19 protein-coding genes are annotated in these 16,421 nt (G+C 68.5%); all 19 read left to right on the top strand.

All coding sequences use genetic code 11. The annotated features are described in order from the left end of the window. Positions 1-76 precede the first annotated feature (76 nt). The 19 genes from HHL11_RS28355 to HHL11_RS28445 all read left to right on the top strand — a co-directional run bounded on the left by HHL11_RS28355 (position 77) and on the right by HHL11_RS28445 (position 16,417). Positions 77-892, top strand: coding sequence for an ABC transporter ATP-binding protein (locus HHL11_RS28355; protein ID WP_169421957.1), 816 nt, complete (start codon positions 77-79; stop codon positions 890-892). Continuing rightward, positions 889-1,671 (top strand): lipid asymmetry maintenance ABC transporter permease subunit MlaE, encoded by a 783-nt coding sequence (mlaE, locus tag HHL11_RS28360; RefSeq protein WP_169421958.1) that lies wholly within the window; start codon positions 889-891, stop codon positions 1,669-1,671. The genes HHL11_RS28355 and mlaE overlap by 4 nt, the downstream gene beginning before the upstream one ends. Positions 1,672-1,684: 13 nt before the next feature. After that, positions 1,685-2,155, top strand: coding sequence for an outer membrane lipid asymmetry maintenance protein MlaD (gene mlaD, locus HHL11_RS28365; RefSeq protein WP_169421959.1), 471 nt, complete (start codon positions 1,685-1,687; stop codon positions 2,153-2,155). Continuing rightward, on the top strand, positions 2,152-2,937 hold the full coding sequence (locus tag HHL11_RS28370) for an MlaA family lipoprotein (RefSeq protein ID WP_169421960.1): 786 nt from the start codon (positions 2,152-2,154) through the stop codon (positions 2,935-2,937). The genes mlaD and HHL11_RS28370 overlap by 4 nt, the downstream gene beginning before the upstream one ends. 85 nt (positions 2,938-3,022) lie before the next feature. Further along, complete coding sequence (locus tag HHL11_RS28375) at positions 3,023-3,661, top strand: MlaC/ttg2D family ABC transporter substrate-binding protein (RefSeq protein WP_169421961.1); 639 nt, start codon at positions 3,023-3,025, stop codon at positions 3,659-3,661. 6 nt (positions 3,662-3,667) lie between these two features. Beyond that, entirely contained in the window at positions 3,668-3,940 is a 273-nt protein-coding gene (locus tag HHL11_RS28380) for an STAS domain-containing protein (protein ID WP_169421962.1), read from the top strand. Between the two features lie 49 nt (positions 3,941-3,989). Continuing rightward, positions 3,990-4,910: an ABC transporter ATP-binding protein gene (locus tag HHL11_RS28385; RefSeq protein ID WP_169421963.1), complete on the top strand. Its 921-nt coding sequence runs from the start codon at positions 3,990-3,992 to the stop codon at positions 4,908-4,910. Continuing rightward, on the top strand, positions 4,907-5,662 hold the full coding sequence (locus HHL11_RS28390; protein ID WP_169421964.1) for an ABC transporter permease: 756 nt from the start codon (positions 4,907-4,909) through the stop codon (positions 5,660-5,662). Before HHL11_RS28385 ends, HHL11_RS28390 begins: the two co-directional genes overlap by 4 nt. Next, entirely contained in the window at positions 5,659-5,901 is a 243-nt protein-coding gene (locus tag HHL11_RS28395) for a BolA family protein (protein WP_169421965.1), read from the top strand. Before HHL11_RS28390 ends, HHL11_RS28395 begins: the two co-directional genes overlap by 4 nt. A 4-nt stretch (positions 5,902-5,905) precedes the next feature. Next, positions 5,906-7,171: a UDP-N-acetylglucosamine 1-carboxyvinyltransferase gene (gene murA / locus HHL11_RS28400; protein ID WP_169421966.1), complete on the top strand. Its 1,266-nt coding sequence runs from the start codon at positions 5,906-5,908 to the stop codon at positions 7,169-7,171. Then, a complete protein-coding gene (gene hisG, locus HHL11_RS28405) occupies positions 7,168-7,845 on the top strand; it encodes an ATP phosphoribosyltransferase (RefSeq protein WP_169421967.1) in 678 nt (225 codons plus the stop codon). Before murA ends, hisG begins: the two co-directional genes overlap by 4 nt. Further along, a complete protein-coding gene (hisD, locus tag HHL11_RS28410) occupies positions 7,842-9,161 on the top strand; it encodes a histidinol dehydrogenase (RefSeq protein WP_169421968.1) in 1,320 nt (439 codons plus the stop codon). Before hisG ends, hisD begins: the two co-directional genes overlap by 4 nt. Positions 9,162-9,311: 150 nt before the next feature. Continuing rightward, positions 9,312-10,391: a histidinol-phosphate transaminase gene (hisC, locus tag HHL11_RS28415; RefSeq protein ID WP_169421969.1), complete on the top strand. Its 1,080-nt coding sequence runs from the start codon at positions 9,312-9,314 to the stop codon at positions 10,389-10,391. Next, positions 10,388-11,011, top strand: a complete 624-nt coding sequence (hisB, locus tag HHL11_RS28420) for an imidazoleglycerol-phosphate dehydratase HisB (protein ID WP_169421970.1) — start codon at positions 10,388-10,390, stop codon at positions 11,009-11,011. Before hisC ends, hisB begins: the two co-directional genes overlap by 4 nt. Next, the gene (gene hisH / locus HHL11_RS28425; protein WP_169421971.1) at positions 11,008-11,658 is read left to right on the top strand and encodes an imidazole glycerol phosphate synthase subunit HisH; all 651 of its coding nucleotides are present in this window, start codon (positions 11,008-11,010) and stop codon (positions 11,656-11,658) included. The genes hisB and hisH overlap by 4 nt, the downstream gene beginning before the upstream one ends. Before the next feature lie 51 nt (positions 11,659-11,709). Then, entirely contained in the window at positions 11,710-12,450 is a 741-nt protein-coding gene (gene hisA, locus HHL11_RS28430) for a 1-(5-phosphoribosyl)-5-[(5-phosphoribosylamino)methylideneamino]imidazole-4-carboxamide isomerase (RefSeq protein ID WP_169421972.1), read from the top strand. A 72-nt stretch (positions 12,451-12,522) separates the two neighbouring features. Continuing rightward, positions 12,523-13,533 carry an HlyD family secretion protein gene (locus HHL11_RS28435; RefSeq protein ID WP_169421973.1) on the top strand — a complete coding sequence of 337 codons (1,011 nt, stop codon included), beginning with the start codon at positions 12,523-12,525 and terminating at the stop codon, positions 13,531-13,533. Continuing rightward, the gene (locus tag HHL11_RS28440) at positions 13,530-15,293 is read left to right on the top strand and encodes an ATP-binding cassette domain-containing protein (protein ID WP_169421974.1); all 1,764 of its coding nucleotides are present in this window, start codon (positions 13,530-13,532) and stop codon (positions 15,291-15,293) included. Before HHL11_RS28435 ends, HHL11_RS28440 begins: the two co-directional genes overlap by 4 nt. Continuing rightward, entirely contained in the window at positions 15,293-16,417 is a 1,125-nt protein-coding gene (locus tag HHL11_RS28445; protein ID WP_169421975.1) for an ABC transporter permease, read from the top strand. Before HHL11_RS28440 ends, HHL11_RS28445 begins: the two co-directional genes overlap by 1 nt. The last annotated feature ends 4 nt before the right edge of the window (positions 16,418-16,421 follow it).

Consider the following 16,421-nt stretch of genomic DNA (forward strand, 5'->3'; position numbering starts at 1 on the left):
GCTGAGGACTGCCCCAGGCCCTATCATCCGGGGTTTCCAGATTCAGGCCGGCTCGCCCGGCCGCCACACCCCCCGGATGACCCCTCCCGACACCAGCACGCTGGTCGACTGCCGCCACCTGAGCTTCGGCTACGGGGAGCGGCGCATCCTGGAAGACGTGAGTTTCACCGTACCGCGCGGCAAGGTGACGGCCCTCATGGGTGCGTCCGGCGGCGGCAAGACCACGGTGCTGCGCCTGATCGGCGGCCAGGTCCGCCCGCAACGCGGCGAACTGCTGTTCGACGGCCAGGACGTCGGCGCGATGGATCGCGACGGTTTGTTCAAGATCCGCCGGCGCATGGGCATGCTGTTCCAGTTCGGCGCGCTGTTCACCGACCTCTCCGTCTACGACAACGTCGCCTTCCCGCTGCGTGAGCACTCGGGCCTGCCGGAAAACCTGATCCGCGACATCGTGCTGATGAAGCTCAATGCGGTGGGCCTGCGCGGCGCCCGCGACCTGATGCCCAGCGAGATCTCCGGCGGCATGGCGCGCCGCGTGGCGCTGGCGCGCGCGATCGCGCTGGATCCCGAGCTCGTGATGTACGACGAACCCTTCGCCGGCCTCGACCCGATTTCGCTGGGAACGGCGGCGCAGTTGATTCGCCGCCTGAACGACACGCTGGGCATCACCAGCATCATCGTTTCGCACGACCTGGAAGAGACCTTCCACATCGCCGACCAGGTGATCGTGCTGGCCAATGGCCGCATCGCCGCGCAGGGCACGCCGGCCGAAGTGCGCGCGAGCAACGACCCGCTGGTGCACCAGTTCGTCAATGCGCTGCCCGAAGGCCCGGTGCATTTCCATTACCCTGGCCCGGACGTGGCGACTGACTTCAGTGGGGGGCTCCAATGAGCTGGTACAAGCCCGCCGACGTCGGCTTCGCGGTGCGCGGCAAGCTGCACGACTACGGCTACAGCGCCCGCCTGCTCGGGCGCCTGCTGGCGCTGGGCGGCCGCACGCTGGCCCGTGGCCGGCTGGTGCGCGACCAGGTCCATTTCCTCGGCAACTATTCGCTCGCCATCATCGGCGTGTCGGGCCTGTTCGTCGGCTTCGTGCTGGCGCTGCAGGGCTACTACACGCTGCAGCGCTATGGCTCGGCCGAAGCGCTGGGATTGCTGGTCGCCTTGAGCCTGGTGCGCGAACTGGGTCCGGTGGTGACGGCGCTGCTCTTTGCAGGACGCGCGGGCACTTCGCTGACGGCGGAGATCGGCCTCATGAAAGCGGGCGAACAGCTTTCCGCCATGGAGATGATGGCGGTCGACCCGGTGCAGCGCATCCTGGCGCCGCGCTTCTGGGGCGGCGTGATCACTATGCCCTTGCTGGCCGCGGTCTTCAGCGCGGTCGGCATCATCGGCGGCTGGCTGGTCGGCGTGGTGCTGATCGGCGTGGACCCCGGCGCCTTCTGGAGCCAGATGCAAGGCGGGGTGGACGTGTTCAAGGACGTCGGCAACGGCGTCATCAAGAGCCTCGTGTTCGGCGTCGCGGTGACCTTCATCGCGGTGCTGCAAGGTTACGAAGCATTGGCCACACCCGAAGGCGTGGCGCGCGCGACGACGCGCACGGTCGTGATGTCCTCGCTCGCGGTGCTGGGCCTGGACTTCATGCTCACGGCCCTGATGTTCAGCATTTAGGAGAGTAGACACCATGGAACGCAACAAGAACGATGCCTGGGTGGGCCTCTTCGTCCTCATTGGCGCCGCGGCGCTCATCTTCCTCGCGCTGCAAGCGGCGAACCTTCTGTCGCTGAACTTCTCGCCGACCTACAAGGTGAGCGCCCGTTTCGACAACATCGGCGGGCTCAAGCCCAAGGCCGCGGTCAAGAGCGCCGGCGTGGTCGTGGGCCGGGTGGAGCAGATCAGCTTCGACGACAAGAGCTTCCAGGCCCGGGTCGACATGGCCATGGACAAGCGCTACCAGTTCCCCAGGGACAGCTCGCTGAAGATCCTGACCAGCGGCCTCCTGGGTGAGCAATATGTGGGAATCGAGGCGGGCGCTGACGAAAAGGCCCTCGCCGCAGGCGATACCATTACGACAACCCAATCCGCCGTGGTCCTGGAAAACCTGATCGGCCAGTTCCTCTACAACAAGGCGGCGGAGGGGCCCGCCAAGAAATGAGAACCACAGTCCGCGCGCTCGCCCTCGCCGCTGCCCTGCTTGCCCTGGGCGGCTGCGCCACCGTCCGTACCCCCAGCCCCGAAGATCCGTGGGAGGGGATGAACCGCGCCACCACCCAGTTCAACGAGGGCGTGGACGCGGTCGTGCTGAAACCCGCAGCCACGGCGTACCAGAAATTCATTCCGGCGCCGGTGCGCACCGGCGTCTCCAACTTCTTCGGCAACATCGGCGACGCCTGGTCCTTCGTGAACAGCGCCCTGCAGTTCAAGATGCGCGACGCCGCTGACAACTTTGCACGGGTTCAGCTGAATACCGTGTGGGGCGTGTTCGGCATCTTCGACGTGGCGAGCGACGCCAACATCGAGCGCCATCGCGAGGACTTCGGCCAGACCCTGGGCAGATGGGGCGTGGGTTCCGGCCCGTACCTGGTGCTGCCTATCCTTGGCCCGTCCACCCTGCGCGACACGGTGGCGCTGCCGGTGGACTGGAAGGGGGACCTCACCTACATGATCCGTCCCATTTCCGCGCGTAACATCACGTATGGCGTGCGTGCGGTGAACACGCGCGCCACGCTGCTGCGGGCCAGCAGCGTGCTGGATGAAGCGGCGCTGGACAAGTACAGCTTCACCCGTGACGCCTTCCTGCAGCGCCGCCGCGCCCAGATCTACGAGCCGGACGATCCGCGCCGGGAAGTCCCGCCGCCGCTGCCGGACGAGAGCAAGTCGCCGGCGACGACCGTGCCCAACCCCGAAGGACAACCGCCAGCCCAGCCGGCGCGTTGAAAGCTTGCATGCTGTTGCAGTGCCGACACAAGCGCCGGGAAACCCGGCAGTGTCTGGACATTCCAACAGGTTCGAAAGGAAAGAAATGAACCGACGTACCCTGGGCCGCCTCGCGGCCGCCTTCCTGGCCCTGTCGCTGGGCGTGCTGCCGCTGGCGCGCGCCGCCGACGAAGGCCCCGACGTGCTGATCAAGCGCCTGTCGGACGACGTGCTGGGCCAGTTGAAGAACGACAAGGCGGTGCAGTCCGGCAACATCCAGGCCGTGTCCGCCATCGTGGACGCGAAGATCATGCCGCACGTGAACTTCCAGCGCATGACGGCCTCCGCCGTCGGCCCGGCCTGGCGCCAGGCCACGCCGGACCAGCAGGCCCGCCTGCAGGCGGAGTTCAAGACGCTGCTGCTGCGCACCTACGCCGGCGCGCTGACGCAGGTGGCGGACGAGACCATCAACGTCAAGCCGCTGCGCGCCCAGCCCACGGACACCGACGTCGTGGTGCGCACCGAAGTGCGTGGCCGCGGCGACCCGATCCAGCTCGATTACCGGCTGGAGAAGACCGACGGCGGCTGGAAGATCTACAACCTGAACGTGCTGGGCGTGTGGCTGGTGGAAACCTACCGCAGCCAGTTCGCGCAGGAAGTCAATGCCCGCGGCATCGACGGCCTGATCGCTTCGCTGGAACAGCGCAACAAGGCCAACGCCGCCGGCGTCGCCAAGAAGGGCTGAGCCAGCGTGCTGGTCCTCCCGGCTGAACTGACGCACGCGCAGGCGGCCGCCTGCGCCCGCATGCTGTCGCAGGCGCTGCGCTCGCAGCCGGGCCCCACCGCGGTGGCCGACGCCTCCGCGCTGCAGCACTTCGATTCTTCCGCGCTGGCCGTGCTGCTCGATTGCCGGCGCGACGCGCTGGCGCTGGGCAAGGGCTTCGCTGTCAGCGGCCTGGCGCCCAAGCTGCGCGAACTGGCCTCGTTGTACGGCGTCGGCGAACTGCTGCCAGCCGCGCCATAACGTGCGCCCGGCGGGGAATCGAGGCGCCCGGTAAAATGCCGGGTTCCCCATGCCCGCCATCTCCTTCCAGAGCGTCTCCAAGACCTACAGTACCTCCCGCGGCAGTTTCCAGGCCCTGGACGGCGTCTCCTTCGATATCGAGGAAGGCGAGTTCTTCGGCTTGCTGGGGCCCAACGGCGCAGGCAAGACCACCCTGATCAGCATCCTCGCCGGCCTGGTGCGCGCCAGTGCAGGCAAGGTGCTGGTGCGCGGCCACGACGTGCAGGCCGACTACGCGCAGGCGCGCCGCCAGCTCGGGGTCGTGCCGCAGGAACTGGTGTTCGACCCCTTCTTCACCGTGCGGGAAGCACTGCGCATCCAGTCCGGCTATTTCGGCGTGAAGAACAACGACGCCTGGATCGACGAACTGCTCACGAGCCTCGGCCTCGCCGACAAGGCCAACAGCAACATGCGCCAGCTGTCCGGCGGCATGAAGCGCCGCGTGCTGGTCGCGCAGGCGCTGGTGCATCGTCCGCCCGTGATCGTGCTGGACGAGCCTACCGCCGGCGTGGACGTGGAGCTGCGCCAGACCCTGTGGCAGTTCATCGCCCGCCTCAACAAGGAAGGCCACGCGGTGCTGCTCACCACGCACTACCTCGAAGAGGCGGAAGCCCTGTGCAGCCGCATCGCCATGCTCAAGACCGGCCGCGTCGTGGCGCTGGAACGTACCAGCGACCTGCTGAAGGCGGCTTCCAGCAACGTGTTGCGCTTCAAGGTCGATGGCCCGCTGCCGCCTGCCTTCGAAGGCAAGGCGCGCGTCACCGGCCGCATCGTGCAGCTGCCCGCGCATGACGCCCACGAGATCGAGAACTACCTGGCCGTGATCCGCCAGGCCGGACTGCGGGTGGAGGACGTCGAGATCCGCAAGGCGGACCTGGAAGACGTGTTCCTCGACGTCATGTCCGAGAAGGGCCAGGAGGCCGTGGCATGACCGGCTGGCAAACCCTCCTGTACAAGGAAAGCCTGCGCTTCTGGAAGGTCGGTTTCCAGACCGTCGCCGCGCCGGTGCTGACGGCATTGCTGTACCTGCTGATCTTCGGCCACGTGCTGTCCGACCGCGTGAAGGTCTACGACAGCATCAACTACACCGCCTTCCTGGTGCCGGGCCTGGTGATGATGAGCGTGCTGCAGAACGCCTTCGCCAACAGCTCCTCCTCGCTGATCCAGAGCAAGATCATGGGCAACCTGGTCTTCGTGCTGCTGACGCCGCTGTCGCACTGGAGCTGGTTCATCGCCTACGTCGGCTCGTCGATCGCGCGCGGCCTGTGCGTGGGCTTCGGCGTGCTGCTGGTGACCGTGTGGTTCACGCACCTGAGTTTCGCCGCGCCGCTGTGGATCCTGGTGTTCGCGCTGCTGGGCGCCGGCCTCATGGGCGCGCTGGGGCTCATCGCGGGCCTGTGGGCCGAGAAGTTCGACCAGATGGCGGCCTTCCAGAACTTCATCATCATGCCGATGACCTTCCTGTCCGGCGTGTTCTATTCCATCCACTCGCTGCCGCCGGTGTGGCAGCGCGTCAGCCACCTCAACCCGTTCTTCTACATGATCGACGGCTTCCGCTACGGCTTCTTCGGCGTCAGCGACGTCTCGCCGTGGATGAGCCTGGGCATCGTGGGCAGCGCCATGCTGGTGGTCGGCGCGATCGCCGTGCACCTGCTTCGCATCGGCTACAAAATCCGTTCATGACCGCCGAAGAACTGAAATCCATCATCGCCTCCAGCCTCGCCTGCGACCACCTCGAGGTGGAAGGCGACGGCCGCCACTGGCAGGCGCTGATCGTGTCAGCGGAGTTCGCCGGCTTGCGTCCGGTCCAGCGCCACCAGCGCGTGTACAAGACCCTGGGTGCGAGAATGCACACCGACGAGGTGCATGCCTTGTCGATGAAGACATTCACGCCCGCCGAATGGGCCACCCAATCTCACTGACGCGATGGACAAGCTCTTGATCCGCGGCGGCCGGCCGCTAACCGGCGAAGTGCGCATTTCCGGCGCCAAGAACGCGGCGCTGCCCGAACTGTGCGCCGCGCTGCTGACCGCGGAACCGGTGACCCTGCAGAACATTCCGCGCCTGCAGGACGTCGCGACCATGCTCAAGCTGATCCGCAACATGGGCGCGACGGCGGACTTCAGCAACGACGGCACCGTGGTGCTGAAGTCGCACGAGCTGCATTTCCCGGAAGCGCCCTACGAGATGGTGAAGACCATGCGCGCCTCCGTGCTGGCGCTGGGCCCGCTGCTGGCGCGCTTCGGCGAAGCCACGGTGTCGCTGCCCGGCGGCTGCGCCATCGGCGCGCGGCCCGTCGACCAGCACATCAAGGGCCTGCAGAAGATGGGCGCCGAGATCGTCATCGAGCACGGCTACATGATCGCGCGCCTGCCCAAGGGCTGGACGCGGCTGAAGGGCGCGAGCATCCGGACCGACATGATCACGGTGACCGGCACCGAGAACTTCATGATGGCCGCGGCGCTGGCCGAAGGCGAGACCATCCTCGAGAACCCGGCGCGCGAACCCGAGATCACCGACCTCGGCGAGATGCTGATTGCCATGGGTGCCCAGGTCGAAGGCCACGGCACCGACCGCATCCGCATCCAGGGCGTCGAAAAGCTGCATGGCGCGACGCACCGCGTGGTGAGCGACCGCATCGAGTGCGGCACCTTCCTGTGCGCGGTGGCGGCCACCGGCGGCGACGTGTTCGTGCGCGACGGCCGGGTCGAACACCTGGATGTCGTCATCGACCTGCTGCGCGCCGCCGGCGCGGAGATCCAGGCGGTGGAGGGCGGCATCCGCGTCAAGTCGCAGGGCCGGCTGGCCGCCCAGAGCTTCAAGACCACCGAATATCCCGGCTTCCCCACCGACATGCAGGCGCAGTTCATGGCGCTCAACTGCGTCTCCGAGGGTGACGCCAAGGTCTCCGAGACCATCTTCGAGAACCGCTTCATGCACGTCAGCGAGCTGATGCGCATGGGCGCGCACATCAGCGTCGACGGCCGCACGGCCGTCACCCACGGCGTGGAGCGCCTGTCGGGCGCCACCGTCATGGCGACCGACCTGCGTGCCTCCGCCAGCCTGGTCATCGCCGGCCTCGTGGCCGAAGGCGACACGCTGGTCGACCGCATCTACCACCTGGACCGCGGCTACGAGCAGATGGAAGCCAAGCTGCGCGCGCTGGGCGCCGACATCGAGCGGGTGAAATGAACCAGATCACGCTGGCCCTGTCCAAGGGCCGCATCTTCGACGAGACCTTGCCGCTGCTCGCCGCCGCCGGCATCGAGGTGCTCGACGACCCGGAAAAATCGCGCAAGCTGATCCTGGCCACCAACGACCCGGGCCTGCGGGTGGTGCTGGTGCGCGCGACCGACGTGCCGACCTACGTGCAGTACGGCGGCGCCGACCTCGGCGTGACCGGCCTGGACACTCTGATCGAACACGGCAAGGAATCGGGAGGCGCCGCCAGCGGCGCTGGCCTGTACCAGCCGCTGGACCTGCAGATCGCCAAGTGCCGCGTCAGCGTCGCCGTGCGCGCCGACTTCGACTACGCCTCCGCCGTGCGCCAGGGCTCGCGCCTGAAGGTCGCCACCAAGTACGTCAGCATCGCGCGCGACTTCTTCGCCGCCAAGGGCGTGCACGTCGACCTGATCAAGCTGTATGGCTCCATGGAGCTCGCGCCCCTCACGGGCCTGGCCGACGCCATCGTGGACCTGGTGTCCACCGGCGGCACGCTCAAGGCCAACAACCTCGTGGAAGTCGAGCGCATCATGGACATCAGCTCGCGGCTGGTAGTGAACCAGGCCGCGCTGAAGCTGAAACAGGACCCCATCCGCCGCCTCATCGACGTGTTCGCCAAGACCGTCGCCCAGAAAACGAAATGACCTTCTCCGCCCGACCCCTGCGCCTCGCCACCACCGACAGCGGCTTCGACGCCGCGCTGGCGGCGCGCCTGCATTGGTCGGCGGACACCGACGCCGGCATCGAGCAGGCGGTGGCGGACATCCTGCGCGCCGTGCAGCAGCGTGGCGACGCCGCGGTGCTGGAATACACCAACCGCTTCGACGCCACGCAGGCCAAGTCGCTGGCGGAGCTGGAACTCCAGCCGGCCGAACTGAGGGCGGCCTTCGAGTCGCTGCCCGCGAAGCAGCGCGACGCGCTGCAGGCCGCCGCCGACCGCGTGCGCGTCTACCACGAGGCGCAGAAGAAGGCCTCCGGCGAGAGCTGGAGCTACCGCGACGCCGACGGCACCTTGCTGGGGCAGAAGGTCACGCCGCTGGACCGCGTGGGCATCTACGTGCCGGGCGGCAAGGCGGCCTATCCGTCTTCCGTGCTGATGAACGCCATCCCGGCCCAGGTGGCCGGCGTGGGCGAGATCATCATGGTGGTGCCGACGCCCCGTGGCGAAAAGAACCCGCTGGTGCTGGCCGCCGCCCACGTGGCCGGCGTGACCCGCGCGTTCACCATCGGCGGCGCGCAAGCCGTCGGCGCGCTGGCCTATGGCACCGAGACCGTGCCGCGCGTGGACAAGGTCACCGGCCCGGGCAACGCCTATGTCGCCAGCGCCAAGCGCCGCGTGTTCGGCCAGGTCGGCATCGACATGATCGCCGGCCCCAGCGAGATCCTGGTGTTGGCCGACGGCAGCACGCCGGCCGACTGGGTGGCGATGGACCTGTTCTCGCAGGCCGAGCACGACGAACTGGCGCAAAGCATCCTGCTGTGCCCCGACGCCGCCTACATCGAACAGGTGCAGGTGGCGATCGATCGCATGCTTAACGAGATGCCGCGCGCGGAGATCATCGCGAAGTCGCTGAACGGCCGCGGCGCGCTGATCCACACGCGCACGCTGGAAGAGGCCTGCGAGATCAGCAACCGCATCGCGCCGGAGCACCTGGAAATCGCCAGCCGCGACCCGCAGAAGTGGGAACCGCTGCTGCGCCATGCCGGCGCCATCTTCCTGGGCGCCTTCACCAGCGAATCGCTGGGCGACTACTGCGCCGGCCCCAACCACGTGCTGCCCACCAGCACCACGGCGCGCTTCTCCAGCCCGCTGGGCGTGTACGACTTCCAGAAGCGCAGCAGCCTGATCGAGGTGAGCGAAGCCGGCGCCCAGAAGCTGGGCGCGATCGCCGCCGAACTGGCCTACGGCGAAGGCCTGCAAGCCCACGCCCGCGCGGCGGAGTTGCGGCTGAAGCCCTGAAGCCCTGAAATCCAAGACGGACTACCGGACGCAAAAGTCGCAAAGGTCCGCAAAAGAACGCAAAAGGGAAAGGCCTGATAATCAAGGTCTCCCTTTTGCGACCTTTGCGTACTTTCGCGACTTTTGCGTCCGGAAGTCCGTTTTCCATCCATGAGCGCCAGACTCGATCAAATCATCGCCACCCGCATCCGCCAGGACGTGCAGAGCATGCACGCCTATGCCGTGCAGGACTCCAGGGGCATGATCAAGCTGGATGCCATGGAGAACCCGCACCGGCTGCCGGCGCAGTTGCGCAAGGAGCTGGGCGAGCGCCTCGCCGAGGTGGCGATCAACCGCTACCCGGGCGACCGCGTCGGCGACCTGAAGCAGGCGCTGGCGAAGCACGCGAAGCTTCCGGCCGGCTGCGACCTGATGCTGGGCAACGGCTCGGACGAACTGATCTCCCTGCTGGCCATGGCCTGCGACGTGCCCGGCGCGACCATCCTGGCGCCGGTGCCCGGCTTCGTCATGTACGCGATGAGCGCACAGCTTCAGGGCCTGAAGTTCGTGCCGGTGGACCTGACGCCCGATTTCGAGCTCGATGAGAAGGCGATGCTGGACGCGATCGCGCTGCACCAGCCCGCCATCGTCTACCTGGCCTACCCGAACAACCCCACGGCCAACCTCTGGAACGACGCCATCATCGAGAAGATCGTGCTGGCCGCGCCCGGCCTGGTGGTGATCGACGAGGCCTACCTGCCCTTTTCCAGCAAGTCCTACCTGGACCGCCTGGCCAGGCACGAACACGTGCTGCTGATGCGCACCCTGTCCAAGTTCGGCCTGGCCGGCGTCCGCATCGGCTACATGATGGGCCGCCGGGAGCTGATCGCGCAGGTCGACAAGGTGCGGCCGCCCTACAACATCAGCGTGCTGAATTCCGAGGCTGCGCTGTTCGCGCTGGAGCACGAGGACGTGTTCGCGCAGCAGGCCGCCGACCTGCGGGCCCAGCGCGCCCGCGTCCAGGACACGCTGGCGACCTTGCCCGGCGCGCAGAGCTGGCCCAGCGACGCCAACATGATCCTGGTGCGCGTGCCGGACCCGGCCCGCACTTTCGAGGGCATGAAGGCCCGCGGCGTCCTGGTCAAGAACGTTTCTAAAATGCACCCATTGCTGGCCGGCTGCCTGCGCCTCACCGTCGGAACGGCGGAGGAGAACACGCAGATGCTGTCCGCGCTCCAGGCCTCCCTATGAACGACGCACCGCCGAAAGACATTGGAAGTCACCTCCGACAAGCGGAGGTGACCCGCAATACCGCGGAAACCCAGATCACCGTCCGTGTCGACCTCGATGGCACGGGCCAGGCGAAGCTTGCCACCGGCATCGGCTTCTTCGACCACATGCTGGACCAGATCGCCCGCCACGGGCTGATCGACCTGGACATCCTCGCCAAGGGCGACCTGCACATCGACGGCCACCACACGGTGGAAGACGTGGGCATCACGCTGGGCCAGGCCGTCTACCAGGCGGTGGGCGACAAGAAGGGCATCCGCCGCTACGGCCACGCCTACGTGCCGCTGGACGAGGCGCTGTCGCGCGTCGTCATCGATTTCTCCGGCCGGCCGGGCCTGGTCATGAACGTGCCCTTCAAGAGCGGCATGATCGGCACCTTCGACACCCAGCTGGCGCACGAGTTCTTCCAGGGCTTCGTCAACCACGCCTTCGTCACCTTGCACATCGACAACCTGAAGGGTGAGAACGCCCACCACCAGTGCGAGACGGTCTTCAAGGCCTTCGCCCGGGCGCTGCGTTCGGCGCTGGAACTCGACCCGCGTTCCGCCGGCACGATCCCGTCGACGAAGGGCTCGCTTTGAGCAATCGTGTGGTCGCCGTCGTCGACTACGGCATGGGCAACCTGCGCTCGGTCTCCCAGGCCGTGATGCACGTCGCCCAGGGCAGCGGCCTCGAAGCCGTCGTCACGTCCGACCCGGACGTGGTGCGGCGCGCCGAGCGCGTCGTGCTGCCGGGGCAGGGCGCCATGCCGGACTGCATGCGCGAGCTGCGCGATTCCGGCCTGCAGGATTCCGTGCTGGAAGCCGCCGCCAGCAAGCCGCTGTTCGGCGTCTGCGTCGGCATGCAGATGGTGCTGGATCGCAGCGAGGAAGGCCCGACCGAGGGTTTGGGGCTGATCCGCGGCGAGGTCGTGCGCTTCCAGCTGGAAGGCCAGCTGCAGCCCGATGGCAGCCGCTACAAGGTGCCGCAAATGGGCTGGAACCGCGTCTGGCAGGCCCAGCCGCACGCCATGTGGGCGGGCGTCGCGGACGGCAGCTACTTCTACTTCGTCCACAGCTTTTACGCGCGGCCGTCGGACCCCCGCCACAGCGTCGGGGAATCCGAGTACGGCGCCCGCTTTACCGCGGCGGTCGCTCGCGATAATATTTTTGCGACCCAGTTCCACCCCGAAAAAAGTGCCGACCAGGGCCTCATGCTCTATCGCAACTTCCTGCACTGGACGCCTTGATGTTCCCCCGAGGTTCCAAGCGTCCGGACCCTCCGCCCCTTACTCCCCGCCATGCTGCTGATTCCCGCCATTGACCTGAAAGACGGCCACTGTGTACGCCTGAAACAAGGCGACATGGACCAGGCAACCACCTTCAGCGAGGACCCCGCCGCCATGGCGAAGTCCTGGCTGGACAAGGGCGCGCGCCGCCTGCACCTGGTGGACCTCAATGGCGCGTTCGCGGGCAAGCCGCAGAACTTCGCCGCCATCAAGTCCATCCTGAAGGCCGTGGGCAACGAGATCCCGGTGCAGCTGGGTGGTGGCATCCGCGACCTGGACACCATCGAGAAGTACATCGATGGCGGCCTGCGCTACGTGATCATCGGCACCGCCGCCGTCAAGAACCCCGGCTTCCTCAAGGACGCCTGCACGGCCTTCGGCGGCCACATCATCGTGGGCCTGGACGCCAAGGACGGCAAGGTCGCCACCGACGGCTGGAGCAAGCTCACCGGCCACGAGGTGGTGGACCTGGCGCGCAAGTTCGAGGACTGGGGCGTCGAATCCATCGTCTACACCGACATCGGCCGCGACGGCATGCTCACCGGCATCAACATCGACGCCACGGTGAAGCTGGCGCAGTCGCTGTCCATCCCCGTCATCGCCTCCGGCGGCCTGGGCTCGATGAAGGACATCGAGGCCCTGTGCGCGGTGGAGGACGAAGGCATCGAAGGCGTGATCTGCGGCCGCGCCATCTACTCCGGCGACCTCGACTTCGCCAAGGCGCAAGCGCGCGCCGACGAACTGGGCTCCTGATTCGGGGCAGGGGGCGCCGGCCCCCGAAGGTGGACAATCGCGCGCACCAGCCCTTCCTGGGAGCCGTCCGCGATGAAGAAGAAGACCGTTGCCGCCATCGTCGTCGTCCTGGCCGTCGTCGCCCTTGGGGCGCTGGCCTGGTGGTGGCATGCGCGCCAGCGGCCGGCCGCTGACGAACTGGTCCTGTACGGCAACGTCGACATCCGGCAGGTTTCCCTGGCCTTCGAAGGCAGCGGCCGCGTCGCCGCGCTGCGCGCCGAGGAAGGCGACGCGGTCAAGGCGGGCGCCGTGCTCGCCGTGCTCGACACGAGCACGCTCGCACTCCAGGCCGAACAGGCCCAGGCCCAGATCGAAGTACAGCGCCAGAACCTGCTGCGGCTGCGCAATGGCGCCCGGCCCCAGGAGCTGGCGCAGGCGCGCAGCCGCGTGACCGAGGCGCAGGCCGACGCCGCGCGGGCCGGGCGCGAACTGGCCCGCTTGCAGGACATCGCCAGCACCACGCAGGGCCGCGGCGTCAGCCCGCAGGACCTGGACCGGGCCCGCACCAGCGTGCAGGTCGCCCAGGCCCGCCTGCAGGAGCAGAACGAAGCCCTGCGCCTGACCCAGCTGGGGCCGCGCAGCGAGGAAGTCTCGGGCGCGGCGGCGCAGCTGAAGGCCTCCCAGGCGCAACTGGCGCTGCTGCAGCACCAGATCGGGCAAGGCGAACTGCGCGCGCCGGTCGACGCCGTGGTGCGCTCGCGCCTGCTGGAGCCGGGCGACATGGCGACGCCGCAGCGGCCGGTCTTCGCGCTCGCGCTGACGCAGCCCAAGTGGGTCCGGGTGTTCGTCAGCGAAACGGAGCTGGGCAAGGTCCGGCCGGGCCAGGCGGCGCGCGTGTTCACCGACAGCCAGCCCGCGCAGCCGCTGGCCGGCCGCGTCGGCTTCATCTCCTCGGTGGCGGAGTTCACGCCCAAGTCGGTGCAGACCGAGGAGCTGCGCACCAGCCTGGTCTACGAGGTGCGCGTGCTGGTGGAAGACGGCGCCAATGCCCTGCGCCTCGGCCAGCCGGCCACCGTGCGCATCGCCCTGCGTGCGGCGCAATGAAAGGCGCCGGCAGCATCGTCGTCGCGCAGGACCTGCGCAAGACCTTTGCCCGGCCCGGCGGCCCCGCGCAAGTGGCCATAGCCGGCGTCTCCCTGCAGGTGCGAGCCGGCGAACTGACCGCGCTGGTCGGCCCGGACGGCGCCGGCAAGACCTCGCTGCTGCGCATGATGGCCGGCCTGCTGCGCATCGAGGAAGGTTCGCTGCAGGTCCTGGGCCTCGACGTCGCCACCGAGGCGCAGGCCGTGCAGGACCGCATCAGCTACATGCCGCAGCGCTTCGGCCTGTACGAGGACCTGAGCGTGCAGGAGAACCTGGACCTGTACGCCGACCTGCACGGCGTGCCGAAGCAGGAGCGGCGCGCGCGCTTCGCCCGCCTGCTCGAGATGATGGACATGGCGCGCTTCACCCAGCGACCCGCCGGCAAGCTCTCGGGCGGCATGAAGCAGAAGCTGGGGCTGGCCTGCACGCTGGTGCGCTCGCCCGACCTGCTGCTGCTGGACGAGCCCAGCGTCGGCGTCGATCCGCTGTCGCGGCGCGACCTCTGGCAGATCGTGCAGCAGCTGGTGGACGAGGAGCACCTCAGCGTGGTCGTGAGCACCGCCTACATGGACGAAGCGGAGCGCTGCGCGCAGGTGTTCGTGCTGCAGCAGGGCCGCATCCTCGCCCAGGGCGCGCCGCAGGCCTTGCGCGAGCGCGCGCAGGGCCTGACCTTCACGGTGGCGCCGCCGCCCGGCATGCCGCCGCGCGACCTGCAGGCGCGGCTGATGGATGCGCCCGGCGAGATCATCGACGCCGTGCCCAAGGGCGGCGAAGTGCGCTTCATCCGCCGTCCGCAGGCCGACGAGGCGCGCCTGGACACGCTGATGCCCCACGCTGTCCGGCGCGCGCGCCCCGAGGAACTGGAGGACGCGCTGATGATGCTGCTGCGGGAAAGGCAGGAGCCGGCGGCCGCCACCCTGCCGCAGGCGGTCGCCGCCGCGCCGGCCCCGGGCTCCGCCCGCGAGGCGCCCGTGATCCTCGTGTGCGACCTGGTCCGCAAGTTCGGCGATTTCACGGCGGTGGCGAGCACCTCGTTCGACGTCGCCCGCGGCGAGATCTTCGGCCTGCTGGGGCCCAATGGCGCCGGCAAGACGACCACCTTCCGCATGCTGTGCGGGCTGCTGCCGGCCACCAGCGGCCACCTGGAAGTGGCGGGCCTGAACCTGCGCACGGCGCGCGCCCAGGCGCGCGGGCGCATCGGCTACGTGGCGCAGAAGTTCGCGCTGTACGCCAGCCTCAGCGTGCGCGAGAACCTGGAATTCTTCGGCGGCGCCTACGGACTGCGGGGCCAGGCCCTGCGGCGGCGCATCGAGGACACGCTGGCGCAGTTCGAGCTGGCGCCGGAAGCGACCAGCGGCGAGCTGCCGCTGGGCTACAAGCAGCGCCTGGCGATGGCGACCGGCCTGCTGCACCAGCCCGAGATCCTGTTCCTCGACGAGCCCACCAGCGGCATCGACCCGCTCGCCCGGCGCGCCTTCTGGCGCACGATCACCGCGCTGGCCCAGGCCGGCGTGACCGTGGTGGTCACCACCCACTTCATGGAGGAGGCGGAGTACTGCGACCGCATCGCGATCCAGGACGCGGGCCAGGTGCTGGCGCTGGGCACGCCGCGCCAGGTGCGCGAGCAGGCCGGCGCCGGCCATGGGGCCGACATGAACAGCGCCTTCATCGCGATCGTCGAACAGGGCCGCGCGCAGGCGGCCGGAAAGGCCGGTGCCTGATGGCGGCGGGTTTCCTGAGCCGCTTCGCCGCGCTGCTGCGCAAGGAGGTGCGCCAGCTGCTGCGCGACCGCAGCAACCTGGCCGTGGGCCTGCTGCTGCCCGGCGTGCTGATCCTGCTGTTCGGCTATGGCCTGTCCTTCGACGTCAAGAACGCGCCGGTCGCGGTGGTGCTGGAGGACCGCTCGCCGACGGCGCGCGACGTCGTCTCGGGCCTGCAGGGTTCGGCCTACCTCGCGCCCAACTGGGTCGCCAGCATGGCGCAGGCCGAGCGCCTGATGCTGCGCGGCGAAGTGGTCGCCATCGTGCGCGTGCCGGCGGACTTCTCGCGGCAGCTCGCCGGCGGCAAGGGCCGCATCCAGGTGATCCTGAATGGCGTCGACTCCAACACGGCCAGCGCCGTCAGCGGCTACATCAGCGGCGCGCTGGCCACCTGGGGCCAGCGCCAGGCCGACCGCGCCGGCGGCGCGCAGCCCGCCGGTGGCGTCCAGGTGGAACAGCGGATGTGGTTCAACGAGACCGGCGACAGCACCTGGTATTTCGTGCCGGGCCTGGTGGTCCTCATCATGACCTTGATGGGCGCCTTCCTCACCTCGATGCTGATCGCGCGCGAATGGGAGCGCGGCACGCTGGAAGCCCTGTTCGTCACCCCGGTGCGGCCGCTGGAGCTGGTGCTGGCCAAGCTGCTGCCTTATTTCGCCGTGGGCGCGATCGACCTCGCGCTGTGCCTGCTGGCGGCGAAATACCTGTTCCACGTGCCCATGCGCGGCTCGCTGTGGCTCGTCGTCGCCTCCTCGCTGCTGTACCTGCTGGTGTCGCTGGCCTTGGGGCTGTTCATCTCGGGCGCGACCCGCAACCAGTTCCAGGCGAGCCAGGTGGCCCTGCTGGTGAGCTTCATGCCGGCGATGATGCTGTCCGGCTTCGTGTTCGACCTGCGCAACGTGCCGCTGGTGATCCAGGGCGTCAGCCGCCTGCTGCCGGCCACGCACTTCATGGGCCTGATCAAGACCTTGTTCCTCGCGGGCGACAACTGGGGCATGGTGCTGCGCTCCTGCCTCGTGCTGGCCCTGTACGCGCTGCTGCTGGTGCTGGCCACGCGCCGCACGCTGCGCAAGAAGCTGGACTGAGCCC

The organism is Ramlibacter agri (assembly GCF_012927085.1).
In the GTDB taxonomy this organism is placed as follows: Bacteria; Pseudomonadota; Gammaproteobacteria; order Burkholderiales; family Burkholderiaceae_C; genus Ramlibacter; species Ramlibacter agri.